Source organism: Pseudoalteromonas sp. J010 (genome assembly GCF_003934235.1).
Lineage (GTDB): Bacteria > Pseudomonadota > Gammaproteobacteria > Enterobacterales > Alteromonadaceae > Pseudoalteromonas > Pseudoalteromonas peptidolytica.
The window spans coordinates 275,047-290,339 of record NZ_RDBW01000001.1 but is presented as its reverse complement, the minus strand read 5'-3'; the positions used below and the strand labels follow the sequence as shown (position 1 = coordinate 290,339).

The window sequence follows — 15,293 nt, the reverse complement described above, 5'->3', positions numbered from 1 at the left end:
GAATCTCGTAGCCTTTTGGGTAATATAGTGCAGATATAAAACCCAGTGGCATTCAAAGGTGAGTGATGCAATCGCGAAATTATCGCAAAACAGGATTGGCTGCATCCATTCTCGCAGGTGCGAGTTTAGTTTTGTCAGGTTGTGTGACGGAGCGCAGCTATCGTGCTGATGGCCGTCCAGTAGCCGAGCAGCAAGTCAATAACACCAATGCTGCTAGAACTCGTATCGCGCTTGCACTTCAATATCTCAATTCAGGTAATACTACGTCAGCGAAGTTTAATCTTGAGCGCGCGTTGCAACTCGCGCCAAAGCTGGCAGAAGCACACTATACGCTGGCCTATTACTATGAGCAGGTGGGAGAGCAACAGCGTGCCGACAATGCGTACCAAGCGGCATTGGATATTGAACCTGATAATCCCGATACGCTAAATAACTATGGCACGTTTTTGTGCCGAGTAGGGCAGTACGATAAAGCTAATGCGTACTTTTTTAAAGCAATTGAAGTGCCAAGTTATCTCAGAGTAGCAGCCAGTTACGAAAACTTAGCATTATGTGCTTTGAAGCAAAATGAATATTTACTTGCTGAGGATTATTTGCAAAGCGCTATTAAGCATAATGCGCAGCAGATCTCTTCACAGCTGGCTTTAGCCGGTCTGTATTATGCGCGCAGTGACTTTTTGCGAGTCGAAGATATTCTAGAAAGTATTGAAAAGCGGGGTTTTGTTTCTCCCAGAAGCCTGATGCTTGGCCACCTTGTTCACATGCAAATGGGACATTTACAAAAAGCGCAGGACTTAGCAACCACGTTAGTGCAAAGCTATCCAAAGTCAGCGCAGGCGGCCTTGATATTAACTGACAATACTGTGGCGAGTGAGTTTGAACGACTGAGGAATCGATACCGAGAAGCGCAGCTTAACAAGTTGGCTGGTGCGTCACCCAGTCATATCGTTGCAAATCCAAAGATAAAAATTAAACGTAAAAAAACGCAACGCAAATCAACGCCTATATTCACTGCTGATTCACCTGTAGAGACTAATAATTTTGCGCCAGTAGCAAAACCTGAGGTAGTTAAAAATTCTCCAGCGGTAACTACGTCATTGCGCTCTGATGAGCAAGTTGAGTTCTATCAACCAAATCCTGCAGATGTCACCTTTAGTGAAATGCCAAAGGAACGTCATGTAGTGACCGCGGCAGCAACTAACACTTCCATACCGCTGCTAAACAGCGAATTAACGCCACCAAAGGTAGCGTTTCACACGGTGATAGCAGGTGAAAACCTATTTAGTATTTCTGTAAAATACGACATTAAAATGGTCGATTTGATGCAGTATAATCAAGTGCGTGAATCTGCAAGGTTAGTTGCGGGTCAAAAGGTGTATCTAAATAATCCCAATGTGATCCATAAAATCGCTGTGGGAGATACTTTGCTCAGCGTAGCCGATCGATATGGTGTGTTGATCGATGAAATTATGCGATGGAATAAGCTAACTCCTGACGTGGCGCTGCAAGCAGGCCACGGATTATTAATAGTAGACCCAACAAATTACGTTTTATGAACCAAAATATGAAAGAGCAAGAAGCACCTGAACAAGAGCAGCCTTCAATCGGGCAAACTTTGGCGACTGCAAGACAAAATGCTGGGATCAGTTTTGCTGAGATTGAATCACGTCTAAAGATGACTCATGCCCAACTCACCAAGCTCGAGCAGGACGATTATCAAGATTTAGGGCCTGAAACATTTGTGCGTGGTTATATTAAAAACTATGCCGCATTGCTCGGACTAAATCCGGTAGAGGTACTGGCTATGTACCAATCCCCAGTGGTACCGCCGCAGAAAAAACGAATGCAAAGCTTTTCGCGTCGTACGCACAAAGAGGCACACGATAGCCGTTTAATGATGGTGAGTTATATCGTGCTTGCTATTGTGTTGGGATCCTCAGCGTTGTGGTTTTGGCAGACCAATACTTCGGAGTCTGAAAGCGCTCAAGAAAGCGCGGTCACCACAATTGAAGCACCAGAGCTTGAAGCATCAGAGCTTGAAGTAACCAGCGCTCAAGAAGAGATACAAAACGACGAGCCAGAACAGTCTGAGAGTACAGGTGCGCTAGAAGAGCAGCCAACAAGTACGCTTGAGGTGGCGACATCAACGCCTGCCCAGAGCAATCCGAAAGAGCAGACTAAACGCGCGCCAGGGATCAGCACGGTGGTGATGTACTTTAATGAAGAAAGTTGGGTTGAGATGTTTGATGCAACCCAAGAGCGCGTGGCATTTGGGGTTAAAAAAGCAGGATATACCATGACAGTTGAAGGGAAAGCTCCTTTTTCTGTTATACTCGGCAAGCATCGGGCCGTAGAGGTCACACTTGATGGTAAACCTGTGACCTTGCCAGAGTTCACTAAAAACCGTCTAGCCAAATTTAATTTACCGTTAGCAGAGTAGTCAGCATGTTTTCAGAACCACCTATTAAGCGTAGAAAGTCAACGAGGATCTATGTCGGTAATGTGCCTATTGGTGATGGCGCACCGATAGCGGTGCAATCGATGACGAATACTAACACCCTAGATGTCGATGCAACGGTGGCGCAGATAAGAGCAATCCAAGATGCGGGCGCTGATATCGTTCGCGTTTCTGTGCCGACCATGGATGCCGCTGAAGCATTCAAAAGCATTAAAGCACAAGTAGACATTCCACTGGTGACAGACATTCATTTCGACTACCGCATCGCTTTACAAGTTGCCAAGTATGGCGCGGACTGTCTGCGGATCAATCCTGGCAATATCGGTAGTGAAGACAGGATCCGCGCTGTGATTGACGCCGCTGGTGAACACAATATCCCTATTCGAATTGGGGTCAATGGCGGATCACTTGAGCGAGACTTGCAAGAGAAGTACGGTGAGCCAACACCTGAGGCTTTACTTGAGTCCGCGATGCGTCACGTTGAGATTCTTCAGCGCCATAACTTCGATCAGTTTAAGGTATCGGTAAAAGCGTCAGATGTATTTCTGGCAGTGGGCGCTTATCGTCTACTCGCTAAAGAAATCGATCAGCCACTACATTTAGGGATCACAGAAGCAGGTGGCTTTAGAGCCGGTTCAGTGAAGTCGGCAGTGGGTCTTGGCATGTTGTTGGCTGAGGGGATAGGTGACACCCTGCGCGTTTCTCTTGCTGCTGATCCAGTACAAGAGATAAAAGTTGGCTTCGATATCCTTAAATCGCTGCGTATCCGTTCGCGTGGTATTAACTTTATCGCTTGCCCAAGCTGTTCAAGACAAGAGTTTGATGTGGTCAACACCATGAACCAACTTGAAGAGCGTCTAGAAGATATCACTACGCCAATTTCGGTGTCGGTGATAGGGTGTGTGGTAAATGGCCCTGGTGAAGCATTAGTGAGTGATTTAGGTCTTGCAGGTGCAAATCGCCGCTCAGGGCTTTACATTAATGGTGAACGTCAAAAAACACGTATTGATAATGATGATATTGTTGCTCAGCTTGAATCTCAAATTAGAGAGTATGTAGAGAAAAAAGAGAGCGAAGAAAAAATCGATGTAAAAATCATCGACTGATACGGATGTAATCGTTAAGATAAGCGAATTTTCAAGCTTTATCCAGGTACGCAAACAATGCTACCTGAGCATGTGTTTAAGCAATAGCATCAACCAACACATATTGGCTGATGGCAAAGAATAATTAGGGTTTTCAGTGACAAAACAACTTCAGGCAATCCGTGGAATGAATGATTGTCTGCCAGGTGATACACAAATCTGGCAGAAAGTAGAATCGGTATTAAAAGAAACTGTGGCTGCGTTTGGCTACCAAGAGATCCGTTTTCCAATCGTTGAATCGACTGATCTATTCAAACGCTCTATTGGTGAAGTAACCGATATTGTTGAAAAAGAAATGTATACCTTTGATGATCGTAACGGCGACAGCTTAACGCTACGTCCTGAAGGGACGGCTGTGTGCGTACGTGCTGGTAATCAACATGGTTTGCTGTATAACCAAGAGCAGCGTCTTTGGTATATGGGGCCAATGTTCCGCCATGAGCGGCCGCAGAAAGGTCGTTATCGTCAATTCCACCAATTTGGTGTTGAAACTTATGGGGTCGCAACGCCTGATATTGATGCTGAAGTGATCTTAATGACGGCGCGCCTATGGCAGCAATTTGGTATTCAAGAGCACGTCAAGCTTGAGCTTAATTCATTGGGCTCTAACGAAGCCCGAGCTGAATATCGAGATGCTTTGATAGCTTATTTAGAGCAGCATAAAGCGGCACTTGATGAAGACAGTTTACGTCGTATGTACAGTAACCCGCTTCGAGTTCTTGATAGCAAAAACCCAGACGTTCAGGCAATTTTAGTCGATGCACCAAAGCTTTCTGAGCATTTAGACCAAGAGTCGCGTGAACATTTTGCGAATTTATGTGAACGTTTAGACGCAGCTGGCGTCGAATACCAGGTTAATGAAAAGCTGGTACGTGGCCTAGACTACTACAACCGTACTGTATTTGAGTGGGTAACAACCAGTCTTGGTGCTCAAGGCACTGTGTGTGCAGGTGGACGTTACGATGGCTTGGTTGAACAGCTAGGCGGAAAAGCGACACCGGCTGTCGGTTTTGCGATGGGTATCGAGCGTCTTGTGTTAATGTTACAAACATTAGAGTGTGTTGGTGAAATCCGCCGCAATGCTGATGTTTATGTAGTTGCTATGGGTGACAAAGCGGCAATCCAAGCTCCAGTAGTAGCGCAGCAGCTACGAGATGAGGTTGCAGGACTTCGCGTGATGGTACATTGCGGTGGGGGCAACTTCAAAAAGCAATTTAAACGCGCAGACAAAAGTGATGCAGTCGTGGCATTAGTGCTAGGCGAAGATGAACTGGCGCAAGGCAAAGTGACTGTAAAATATTTGCGTGAAGAGAAAGAACAAATCACCTTACCGCTTGCAGAAGTAAAAGCACTGCTTGCAGAGTTGGTAAGCTAAGAGGTTAGAATGGAAATTTATTCAACAGAAGAGCAACAAGAAGAAGCAATAAAGCGATTTTTCCGCGAGAATGGTACAACCCTAGTGATAGGGGCTGTATTGGGGTTAGGCGGTTTATACGGTTGGAAAGCCTATAATCAGAGTCAGATTGACACCGCAGAAGCGACATCAGAAGCCTACAGCCAAATCGTGGAAAGCGATGATGTGCTTGCAAAAAGCGAAGCGTTTGTTGCCGATAATGCTGATTCTAACTATGCCGTATTAGCCGCATTTGTTGCTGCAAAAGAGGCAATTGAAAAGAATGACTTAACATTAGCCGCAGACAAATTAACTTGGGCTGCTGAAAATGTAGATAATGCTGAGCTCAAAGCAACGGCGCTGCTTCGATTAGCACGTGTTCAGGCTTCTCAAAAGCAGTACGAGCAGGCGCTAGCAACGTTAGCAAAACCGATGCCTGAGGCATTCAAAGCACAGCAATCAGAAATCCAAGGTGATATTTACCTAGCGCAAGGTGAGCAAGATAAGGCACGTGACGCTTATCAGTCAGCACTAGAAGCGGCAACAGGTAATAATAACCCCATGCTGCAAATTAAACTGGATGATTTAGCACAAAAGACAACGGTTTAAGGAGTTGCCATGAAGAAGTTAACTATGGCCTCTTTGGCTCTATGTGTGGCAGCACTTACGGCTGGGTGCTCATCAAATGATGACGAAGAAGAACTGATACTGCCTGAAATCAACAACCAGTTTGAAGCGAATATTGTGTGGCAAGAGGGCGTTGGTGACGGTGTAGAGCATTATTTCTCTCATCTTGCCCCTGTGAGCTACCAAACAACGGTCTTTGCTGCTGCTCGAGAGGGTATAGTCACCGCGTTTGACGTCGAGACAGGTAAAGAAAAGTGGCAAGTTGATGTGCGTAAAAATACCAGCTTTTGGCCATGGGAAGACAGTGACAGTGCTAAGTTGTCAGGCGGTATTACCCAAGCATATGGTAAGCTGTACATCGGCTCTGAGCATGGACAGGTTTTTGCCTTAGACCGTGAAACCGGTGAAGTGGTGTGGCGTAAATCAGTACCTGGCGAAGCGCTTTCTGCCCCTTCTGCAGGGGATGGCCTGCTATATGTTAACTTAGGTTCAGGTAAACTCGTTGCTTTACACCCTGATACAGGTGAAGAACGTTGGCACTACGAACAAGAAGTGCCGGCTCTGACCTTGCGTGGTTTAAGTTCGCCAACCAGCGCCAATGGCGGTGTACTTGTTGGTGAAGAAAGTGGCAAACTGACGGCATTAATCGCCGAGAATGGCTTTACCGCTTGGAGTACTGATGTTGCGATTGCAAAAGGTGCTTCAGAGTTTGAGCGTTTGGTTGATGTAGACACTAAGCCTGTCGTGAGTGGCGCATATGTGTATTCTATCGCCTATAATGGTAAACTAGTGGCTATTGATGTTCGCAGCGGTAACGTAGTATGGGATCGTGAGTACAGTAGTTATCGCGACTTAACGCTAGACCTAGATGTTATTTATTTGGTTGACAGTGACGGGGTGTTATACGCCCTAGACAAAAACTCAGGTATTGAACGTTGGACACAAGCTGCTTTGCGTGGCTGGTATCTTACTGCCCCAACAGTTGCAGGCAATTATATCGTGGTCGGTGACCAAGAAGGTAACTTACATTGGTTGGATAAAAACTCAGGAGAGCTAGTATCTCGTACTGAGTTTGATGATTCAGGGTTTTATATTGAGCCAATCGTCGTTGATGACAAGGTATTTGTATATACGCGAGATGGTGAACTTAGCGCAGTTCAAATTCCAAAATAACCTTCTGAATTTTGAATATTTTATGGGGCTTCGCTTACGCGAAGCCTTTTGTTGTTTATAAAAGAGGTAGTCTATGCTTCCTGTGATCGCTCTGGTTGGGCGACCTAATGTGGGTAAATCCACACTATTTAATCGTTTAACACGTACTCGAGACGCGTTAGTTGCTGATTTCCCTGGCCTCACTCGTGACCGCAAGTATGGCCAAGCAAATTACGAAGGCTATGAGTTTATCGTGGTGGACACGGGTGGTATTGATGGCTCAGAAGAAGGCATTGAAACTGAAATGGCTGAACAATCTCTGCTGGCAATTGAAGAGGCGGATATTGTGCTATTTTTGGTTGATGCACGAGCAGGCATGACTGTTGCTGATCAAGCAATCGCACAGCACCTTCGCAAACAGCAGAAAAAGTGCTTTGTCGTGGCTAACAAGACGGATGGCATTGATGCAGACTCTAATTGTGCAGAGTTTTATCAATTAGCATTAGGCGATGTACAGCAAATAGCAGCAGCACATGGCCGTGGTGTAACTCAACTACTCGAGTTAACCTTACAGCCAGTCATTGCAGAGCTTTCTTTACAAGAAGAAGCCGTGGCGCAAGATGATGAAGACATTGCGGAACTTTATCTTGAAGATGAAGAAGTTGAAGCTGGCAAAACTGGCTTTGAAGACAAGCCTGTAAAACTTGCGATTATTGGACGCCCAAATGTCGGTAAGTCGACACTGACAAATCGGATTCTAGGCGAAGATCGAGTGATAGTGTACGACATGCCAGGTACGACACGAGACTCAATTTACATCCCAATGACTCGCAACGACAAAGAATACGTACTGATTGATACCGCAGGTGTACGTAAACGCAAGAAAGTCAGCGATGTTGTTGAGAAGTTTTCTGTGATAAAAACATTACAGGCAATTGAAGACGCAAATGTAGTTTTGCTAGTTGTTGATGCTCGTGAAGGGATCTCTGATCAAGACTTAAGCTTGCTTGGCTTTGCCCTGAATGCGGGTCGTTCATTGGTGATTGCAGTGAACAAGTGGGATGGTCTTGATGACTACGTAAAAGAGCGGATCAAAACAGAGCTAGACCGCAGACTGGGCTTTGTTGATTTTGCACGATTACACTTTATTAGCGCGTTGCATGGCACCGGTGTTGGTCACTTGTTTGAGTCTATCGATGAAGCCTACGAGTCGGCAACTAAACGTGTCAGTACAGCAATGTTGCGTCGCATTATGGATATGGCGCAGGCTGATCACCAGCCACCATTGGTACGTGGTCGTCGTGTGAAGCTGAAGTACGCACACGCAGGTGGTTATAACCCACCGCGTATTGTTATCCACGGTAACATGGTGCACGAACTGCCAGATAGTTATAAACGTTACCTAATGAACTATTATCGCAAGGCTTTAAATGTGATGGGGACGCCAATTAAAATTGAGTTCCGCGAAGGGGACAACCCGTACGCAGGCCGTTCAAATAAAATGACGCTATCACAAAAACGTAAGTTACGTGCGTTTGCAAAAGAAAATCGTAACAAGTCTTAAATTATTTGGGCCGAACGATTGTTCGGCCCAACCTTTCTGTATAACCTCAGCCTTGCAGCCCTCAGCAAGACCAGAATAATACTGGTGCAATAGATTCAACAATAAAGTCAGCCACCGATAAGCTGAGTATGTTAATCTAGCTAAAAATGAAAAATAAAGAATGCGAATGCTATGCACGTACATATTTTAGGGATATGCGGCACCTTTATGGGTGGTATTGCCGCTATAGCGAAGTCTTTAGGTCACAAAGTTACAGGCTCAGATCTCAACGTTTATCCACCAATGAGTACCCAGCTCGAAGCACTTGGCATTGAGCTTACTCAAGGCTATGACCCACAGCAATTAGTTGATGCTCAGCCTGATGTGGTGGTCATCGGCAATGCCATGAGTCGCGGTAACCCCTGTGTTGAATATGTGCTGGAAAAAGGGCTTTACTATACGTCAGGCCCTGAATGGCTTCGAGAAAATGTACTAAGAGAATCTTGGGTACTCGCTGTTGCTGGTACACACGGAAAAACGACTACCGCAAGTATGCTGGCTTGGGTGCTTGAATATGCTGGGTTACGTCCAGGGTTTTTAATCGGCGGGGTGGTTCAAAACTTTGGGGTGTCTGCGCGTACTTCGGACACACCATTTTTTGTCATCGAAGCAGACGAATATGACACCGCATTTTTTGATAAGCGGAGTAAGTTTGTTCATTATTTACCGCGTACGCTAATCTTGAATAATCTAGAATATGATCATGCGGATATTTTTCCCGATTTAAACGCCATTCAGACGCAATTCCATCATCTTATTCGTACGCTACCGAGCCAAGGTAAAGCCATCTATCCTGCCGACGATAAGGCATTGCAAGAGGTGATAAATAGAGGATTTTGGAGCTTGCAGGAATCCCTTGGCAAAGAATGGTCGTATAACCTCATCAAAGCAGATGGCTCTAGTTTTACGGTACTGTTTGAAGGAGAAGAAAAGGGTGTAGTTAACTGGCAAGCCATCGGTGAACACAATGTCAAGAATGCCATGGTGACGATTGCAGCCGCAAGACATGTTGGGATCCCAATAGAAGTAAGTATTGAAGCGCTAGGCCAGTTTATCTCACCTAAACGACGCATGGAGTGTAAAGGAGAAGTAAACGGAGTAACGGTTTATGATGATTTTGCTCATCACCCCACCGCTATCGCAACGACACTTGCAGGGCTTCGAGCAAAAGTAGGTGATGCACCCATCATTGCGATTTTAGAGCCGCGCTCAAACACCATGAAGCTTGGGGTGCACCAAGAGACTTTAATGCAGTCATTAGCAGTAGCTGATGAGGTGTATTTGTTTGAGCCTGAAGGCTTGTCTTGGTCGTTAAAAGCACAGGCTGAAAGTGCTGGACGGCGGTGCTTTTCTAGTGTCGATGAAATTGTTACACAAGTTGTTGCAAATCAAGCGCCGAATCAACATGTTTTAGTAATGAGCAACGGCGGCTTTGGTGGTATTCACGATAAATTATTAACTGCATTAAAAAAGTAATTTGTATGTCAGAACAAACATTTAAAGGGCCAATTACATTGGCATTTAGTGGTGCCTCAGGTGCACCTTACGGACTGCGGTTGTTAGAAGTATTAGTGTCGTTAAACTATCAAGTTTATGTGTTAATCTCTAGCGCAGCTCGAGTGGTTTTGGACACCGAGTCAAGTGTAAAGCTATCTGGTAATGAGCAAAAAGCGAGCGAGCAGCTACAAACGCTATTCGCAGCCAAACAACAGCAAATACAAGTGTTTGGCAAAGATAATTGGTTTAGCCCTGTGGCATCTGGCTCGGCGGCACCAAAACAAATGGTGGTATGCCCATGTAGTGCAGGAAGTGTTTCAGCCATCGCGTTGGGAGCATCTGATAATTTATTGGAGCGTGCCGCTGATGTTGTGATCAAAGAGCGGGGACAATTGATTTTAGTGCCTCGTGAGACGCCTTTTAGCCCAATCCATCTTGAAAACATGCTTAAATTAAGCCGTTTGGGCGTGACGATTATGCCAGCCGCGCCAGGGTTCTATCACCAGCCACAAAGTATTGAGGATTTAGTCGACTTTATGGTGGCGCGAATTCTAGATCATTTGAACATCGAACATACTTTAGCGAAACGCTGGGGTTATGGAGAATAACAAAATATGACAATAGCACTTAACATCGAAGGATTAAAAAAGGTCTATAGTAACGGCGTCGAAGCAGTGAAAGGAATAGATCTACAAGTACAAGAGGGTGACTTTTTTGCTTTGCTTGGCCCGAATGGCGCCGGAAAATCAACAACTATTGGCGTTATCGCTTCACTGGTAAATAAAACCCAGGGCCGTGTTGAGGTATTTGGCCACAGTATTGATACCCACTTAGAAGACGCAAAATCTAACTTAGGGCTTGTGCCGCAAGAGTTTAACTTCAGTCAATTTGAGACGCTAAATCAGATTTTAGTGACACAAGCAGGCTACTATGGTGTGCCAAGAGATGTTGCACATCAACGAGCAGAAAAGTACCTCAAGCAGCTTGGACTGTTTGACAAAAAAGATAAGCAAGCTCGTACCTTGTCTGGTGGCATGAAACGTCGCTTGATGATTGCCAGAGCGTTGATGCACGAACCAAAGCTACTTATTTTAGATGAACCAACAGCTGGTGTTGATATTGAACTACGTCGCTCAATGTGGGATTTCTTACGTGAAATAAACCAACAAGGGGTGACGATTATCTTAACTACCCACTATTTAGAAGAAGCTGAGTTATTGTGCCGCAATATTGCGATTATCGATAAAGGCACCATAGTAGAGCATACAACTATTAAGGCATTACTTGCTAAGTTAGATAAAGAAACCTTTGTACTAGATCTCAAGTCTCCCATCAAGCCGGTGACGTTAGATGGTTATCAGTTTACTCGTGTTGATGATCATACGATTGAAGTCGAAGTTGCTAAGTCACAGGGGCTTAATGGGGTCTTTTCACAGTTAACGCAGCAGGGGAATCAAGTACTGAGTATGCGCAACAAGGCTAACCGATTAGAGGAGTTGTTTGTGGGTCTATTAGAGCAGGGCAGAGGGGTATAATTGTGCTGAAATACGGCGTCGCGTTAAAAAGTATCTGGATAAAAGAGTGTATTCGCTTTTTGCGAATTTGGGTGCAAACTTTAGTTCCTCCTGCGATCACAATGACGCTTTATTTTGTGATTTTTGGTAGCTTGATAGGTTCTAGGATCGGCGAGATGGGTGGCTTTAGCTACATGGAGTTTATTGTGCCTGGCCTTATTATGATGTCGGTTATTACCAACTCTTACTCTAACGTAGCTTCTAGTTTTTATTCCACTAAGTTTCAAAAAAGTATAGAGGAGTTATTGGTTGCCCCAGTACCTAATTATATTATCGTGCTCGGCTACATGGGAGGTGGCATGGCCAGAGGCATGCTGGTCGGGTTAATCGTCACCATTGTGAGCTTATTTTTTGTTGATATCCAGATCCACAATCTTGCGGTGATTATTATCACAGTGATCTTAACCTCTGCGGTGTTTGCCTTGGGAGGGCTTATCAATGCGGTATTCGCCAATAGCTTTGATGACATCAGTATAATTCCTACTTTTGTACTTACTCCGCTTACCTATCTGGGAGGAGTGTTCTACTCCATCACCTTGCTACCTGAGTTTTGGCAAGGCGTATCGCAGATAAACCCAATAATCTACATGGTTAATGCATTTCGCTTTGGCTTTTTAGGAGTCTCTGATGTAAATATCGGGGTGGCCTTTACAGTGCTTGGCATCTTTATCTGTGGTTTATTCCTATTAGCGCTTAATTTGATTAAACGTGGTGTTGGGCTTAGGCACTAAGTGCGCTTGCGCTTAAATGGAGTGCTGTAAATGGTGGCAGCACTCTTGACTAATTTCAGGTAAAATCACCACAATTTCTTCCAAATTATCGATAGGTTATGACAGAAGCAAACTCTCGTAGTATTACCACTAATCAGCAAGGGCTGCATGAAAAGCTCGATGAAATCGTCACAAAACATTTAAAAGCTGAATTCAAAAAGCCGATAGCAGTACACACTCAACGTGCTTTTGATGAGGTAAATGAACGAGTTCAGGCATTTGATGGACCCATTATTTTGGATTCGTGCTGTGGAGTAGGGGARAGTACCGCGAACCTTGCTAAGCGCCACCCTGAAGCGCTTATAATTGGAATTGATAAGTCTTCCCATCGCCTTGAAAAGCATGACGTAGAATATAAACAATCCGACGAAGGACAATATATTCTGGTACAAGCTGACTTAAATGATTTTTGGCGACTTGCGCTGCAAGCTAAATGGCAACCTAGCCACCATTACTTGCTCTATCCAAATCCTTGGCCAAAGGCTAAGCATATTCAAAGGCGTTGGCATGGCAGCGCTGTATTTCCCTATATTGTAAAATTAGGTGGCCAGCTAGAGCTACGTAGTAATTGGGATATCTATGTTAAAGAGTTCGCCAGAGCGCTTGAATTAAGCGGTGTTTCTGCACATGTTGAAGCTTACGAAAACGAGCAAGCAATCACGCCTTTTGAGCGTAAGTATTGGGCAAGTGGGCAGTCGAGTACGCGCTTGTTGGCACAGATTTAATGCTCAGCAATGCGATTAAATCAACATAATTCAACCTAGGCTTGGTTGTTTTGTGAGGCAAGAAAATTTTGGCGATGATAACGCCGCTTTCGTGTCCTGTTATCGTCAAGATTCACTCAGTCAAATTGAGAAGTATTAAGATTAATGGTATTCATATCAAAGGTGGCCACTTGCCTTGCCTACCCAGCTTCCCTCTAGTCGCGCCACTCCAGCTTCTTCTAGTTGTTTAGCCTGGCGACTCGTGGTCACACATGGGACAATCAGGTCGATACGACGAGTGTTGCAGTGTTCAGCCAAGTAGGCGACGGAGCTCATTAGCATCTCGTCATCACTGAGCTGTTCACAAATACTTTTCTCGAGGCAAATTGCGTCGAGTGGTAATTTCAATATTCTGTTTATTGTAAGARAGCCGCTATTTACGCCGCTGACAGCAACATTGGCACCTTTAGCCTTTAGGGACTGCATCATTAAGTTCATGTCGCTAAAATTCTTTAGTACATCACTCTCATCAAACTCAAACGTGATAAGTTGAGGTTGCGGGTATCGTCGCAATATTTGACTGATATACTCAAAATATTCAGGATCAGCTATTTCTGCATGACTGAGTTGAATGCTCCAGGCATGATTTGATTTTCTAAATCGAGTAACACATAGCTCAAGTAATTTCATACTAATTTGCGCGCGTAACTTGGGTTGCTTCATTACCGGATAAAAGTGCTCTGCATCAATAATTGCACCTCGCTCATTGAGAATACGAGCGCTGCACTGATATTGAATATTGTTGTGATCATGACAGGCCTTTCTGGGAGTAAAAAAGGGTATGATCCGATCTGATTCACACGCGCTTTGCAATAATCGTGTTAGGTGTAAGTTCTTTGATTGTTGCTGCGGGTTTATTTGTAACTGCGAGTCAAAATAACAAATCTGAATATTTTGTTGTTGTGCTTGTCTAAGCGCTAAAAAGGCATTCTCTAGCAACAAGGCACAGTTGCCTTTGGCAACGCCTGCGCACAAATTTACATACAGATGCGGCGCATCATAGATAGGTTTGGCGCAAGGAAAGGACTCAGTTAAATTGGCAAGGTAGTGCTCGCTATTCTCAATACTCGTCACCAAGGCTATTTTAGATGTTGTTAGGCGATACACTTCAAATGGATGAGTAAACTCTGAGAAGTAACTCATTACTTTAGCCATTACATTATCCCCAACCTCTGTACCATAAAAGCTTATGATATCCTCCAGCTCTTTGACCCAGACAACACTTAAGCACAAATGTTGAGATTTAGAATGTTTGAGTGCTTGCTCCAAGGCAATTCGATTGCCAAACCCTGTTCGGTTATCACTCGTCAGAGTTTTCTTGTAGTACATAAAATATAGGCTGACGACAACCAAAAACATGATAAAGAAAAAGCTTGCATCAACTGCTGCATCTATCACACTCTCATTGAGCCTACTCTCAAGGTCATGAATAGTAATATCTGCGCCTGCAATATAAGTTGTACCATCTGGAAGCACAAAAGGAATGAATACACTTTTAAAATGACCCCATTTATCTTTCGCTACTTCAAAGACCGGCTCCGTTGAGTGAAAGGCACTTTTTAACGTTACAGAAGCTTCAGAGTAGATGTCTTGATAACGAGTGAGGCGTTTTAATTTGAGGTCTTCGCGAGTATAGCTTGATGCCGTAAAATGGACGTTAGGCGCTTTTAGCACCATAGTGTAAACATATTCTACGTTCAATGCGTTTGCAAGCTCAGTCAAGGCATGGCTTTTTTGTTTGAATTCAGCAGCTGTAATGCTATCGAGAGAGCTGTGATAACCTTTGCCAACCATCACGTTTGCGCTGGTGGCTGCGTTGATAAGTTGCGCATCAATACTAGCCATAATGTCACGTCGTGTATCATAGTAGTTTGCAACAACGTAAATGGATAAAGCAGCTAAGAAGATCAACGATGCTAAAGCGAGCCACGCAACTGGTAATCTTGGGGTATAACTGGTCAGTCCCAATAATTGCGAGATTTTGGTCGACTCTCGCACTTTATTAGCTTTGAGTGGCTGAGCGATACTCCGAGTATTCATGATAATCCTTTATCCACCGATTCACTTGGTGTAAATGACGAAATACCGTTTCGGATTCAGGTGGTGTTGCCTTGTTACATAATATAAACAATACATCATAAGTTAATCACATGAAAAGAAATTGAGCAAAAAAGTTCCGCATTGATGTTCTGCAAAATGTATTGTTGTCGAATAGGAGCTGGTCTATTCATAAAAGCTGAATGAGCATGACATTTTATACCTTATTTGTACCTGAAAAGTAAAATAAAAACGACAAATTTGAGCTCTAGC

13 protein-coding genes are annotated in these 15,293 nt (G+C 44.3%); 12 read left to right on the top strand and 1 reads right to left on the bottom strand.

What is annotated here, in order from left to right:
* Positions 1-65 precede the first annotated feature (65 nt).
* The 12 genes from pilW to EAG18_RS01270 all read left to right on the top strand — a co-directional run bounded on the left by pilW (position 66) and on the right by EAG18_RS01270 (position 12,944).
* Positions 66-1,556 carry a type IV pilus biogenesis/stability protein PilW gene (pilW, locus tag EAG18_RS01325; protein ID WP_125250617.1) on the top strand — a complete coding sequence of 497 codons (1,491 nt, stop codon included), beginning with the start codon at positions 66-68 and terminating at the stop codon, positions 1,554-1,556.
* 8 nt (positions 1,557-1,564) lie between these two features.
* On the top strand, positions 1,565-2,440 hold the full coding sequence (locus EAG18_RS01320; protein WP_275557204.1) for a RodZ domain-containing protein: 876 nt from the start codon (positions 1,565-1,567) through the stop codon (positions 2,438-2,440).
* Positions 2,441-2,445: 5 nt separating this feature from the next.
* On the top strand, positions 2,446-3,564 hold the full coding sequence (gene ispG / locus EAG18_RS01315; RefSeq protein ID WP_125250615.1) for a flavodoxin-dependent (E)-4-hydroxy-3-methylbut-2-enyl-diphosphate synthase: 1,119 nt from the start codon (positions 2,446-2,448) through the stop codon (positions 3,562-3,564).
* A 136-nt stretch (positions 3,565-3,700) separates the two neighbouring features.
* Positions 3,701-4,978, top strand: a complete 1,278-nt coding sequence (gene hisS / locus EAG18_RS01310) for a histidine--tRNA ligase (RefSeq protein WP_125250614.1) — start codon at positions 3,701-3,703, stop codon at positions 4,976-4,978.
* Between the two features lie 9 nt (positions 4,979-4,987).
* A complete protein-coding gene (locus EAG18_RS01305) occupies positions 4,988-5,605 on the top strand; it encodes a tetratricopeptide repeat protein (RefSeq protein WP_125250613.1) in 618 nt (205 codons plus the stop codon).
* Between the two features lie 9 nt (positions 5,606-5,614).
* A complete protein-coding gene (gene bamB, locus EAG18_RS01300) occupies positions 5,615-6,796 on the top strand; it encodes an outer membrane protein assembly factor BamB (protein ID WP_125250612.1) in 1,182 nt (393 codons plus the stop codon).
* Between the two features lie 73 nt (positions 6,797-6,869).
* A complete protein-coding gene (gene der / locus EAG18_RS01295; RefSeq protein WP_125250611.1) occupies positions 6,870-8,339 on the top strand; it encodes a ribosome biogenesis GTPase Der in 1,470 nt (489 codons plus the stop codon).
* A 171-nt stretch (positions 8,340-8,510) separates the two neighbouring features.
* A complete protein-coding gene (gene mpl / locus EAG18_RS01290; protein ID WP_125250610.1) occupies positions 8,511-9,854 on the top strand; it encodes a UDP-N-acetylmuramate:L-alanyl-gamma-D-glutamyl-meso-diaminopimelate ligase in 1,344 nt (447 codons plus the stop codon).
* A 5-nt stretch (positions 9,855-9,859) separates the two neighbouring features.
* On the top strand, positions 9,860-10,483 hold the full coding sequence (locus EAG18_RS01285) for a flavin prenyltransferase UbiX (RefSeq protein ID WP_125250609.1): 624 nt from the start codon (positions 9,860-9,862) through the stop codon (positions 10,481-10,483).
* Positions 10,484-10,489: 6 nt separating this feature from the next.
* Positions 10,490-11,410, top strand: coding sequence for an ABC transporter ATP-binding protein (locus tag EAG18_RS01280; protein ID WP_125250608.1), 921 nt, complete (start codon positions 10,490-10,492; stop codon positions 11,408-11,410).
* 2 nt (positions 11,411-11,412) lie between these two features.
* Positions 11,413-12,180 carry an ABC transporter permease gene (locus tag EAG18_RS01275; RefSeq protein ID WP_125250607.1) on the top strand — a complete coding sequence of 256 codons (768 nt, stop codon included), beginning with the start codon at positions 11,413-11,415 and terminating at the stop codon, positions 12,178-12,180.
* Positions 12,181-12,278: 98 nt separating this feature from the next.
* Positions 12,279-12,944: an SAM-dependent methyltransferase gene (locus EAG18_RS01270; RefSeq protein WP_125250606.1), complete on the top strand. Its 666-nt coding sequence runs from the start codon at positions 12,279-12,281 to the stop codon at positions 12,942-12,944.
* Positions 12,945-13,100: 156 nt separating this feature from the next.
* Here EAG18_RS01270 and EAG18_RS01265 read toward each other — a convergent pair whose 3' ends face one another.
* Complete coding sequence (locus EAG18_RS01265; protein WP_125250605.1) at positions 13,101-15,023, bottom strand: EAL domain-containing protein; 1,923 nt, start codon at positions 15,021-15,023, stop codon at positions 13,101-13,103.
* Positions 15,024-15,293 lie beyond the last annotated feature (270 nt).

What these genes read in the sequence shown, in the direction of transcription:
- ispG (WP_125250615.1), top strand. Translation starts at nt 2,446, where the DNA reads ATGTTTTCAGAACCACCTATTAAGCGTAGAAAGTCAACGAGGATCTAT.
- EAG18_RS01305 (WP_125250613.1), top strand. Translation starts at nt 4,988, where the DNA reads ATGGAAATTTATTCAACAGAAGAGCAACAAGAAGAAGCAATAAAGCGA.
- EAG18_RS01280 (WP_125250608.1), top strand. Translation starts at nt 10,490, where the DNA reads ATGACAATAGCACTTAACATCGAAGGATTAAAAAAGGTCTATAGTAAC.
- bamB (WP_125250612.1), top strand. Translation starts at nt 5,615, where the DNA reads ATGAAGAAGTTAACTATGGCCTCTTTGGCTCTATGTGTGGCAGCACTT.
- mpl (WP_125250610.1), top strand. Translation starts at nt 8,511, where the DNA reads ATGCACGTACATATTTTAGGGATATGCGGCACCTTTATGGGTGGTATT.
- der (WP_125250611.1), top strand. Translation starts at nt 6,870, where the DNA reads ATGCTTCCTGTGATCGCTCTGGTTGGGCGACCTAATGTGGGTAAATCC.
- EAG18_RS01285 (WP_125250609.1), top strand. Translation starts at nt 9,860, where the DNA reads ATGTCAGAACAAACATTTAAAGGGCCAATTACATTGGCATTTAGTGGT.
- pilW (WP_125250617.1), top strand. Translation starts at nt 66, where the DNA reads ATGCAATCGCGAAATTATCGCAAAACAGGATTGGCTGCATCCATTCTC.
- EAG18_RS01320 (WP_275557204.1), top strand. Translation starts at nt 1,565, where the DNA reads ATGAAAGAGCAAGAAGCACCTGAACAAGAGCAGCCTTCAATCGGGCAA.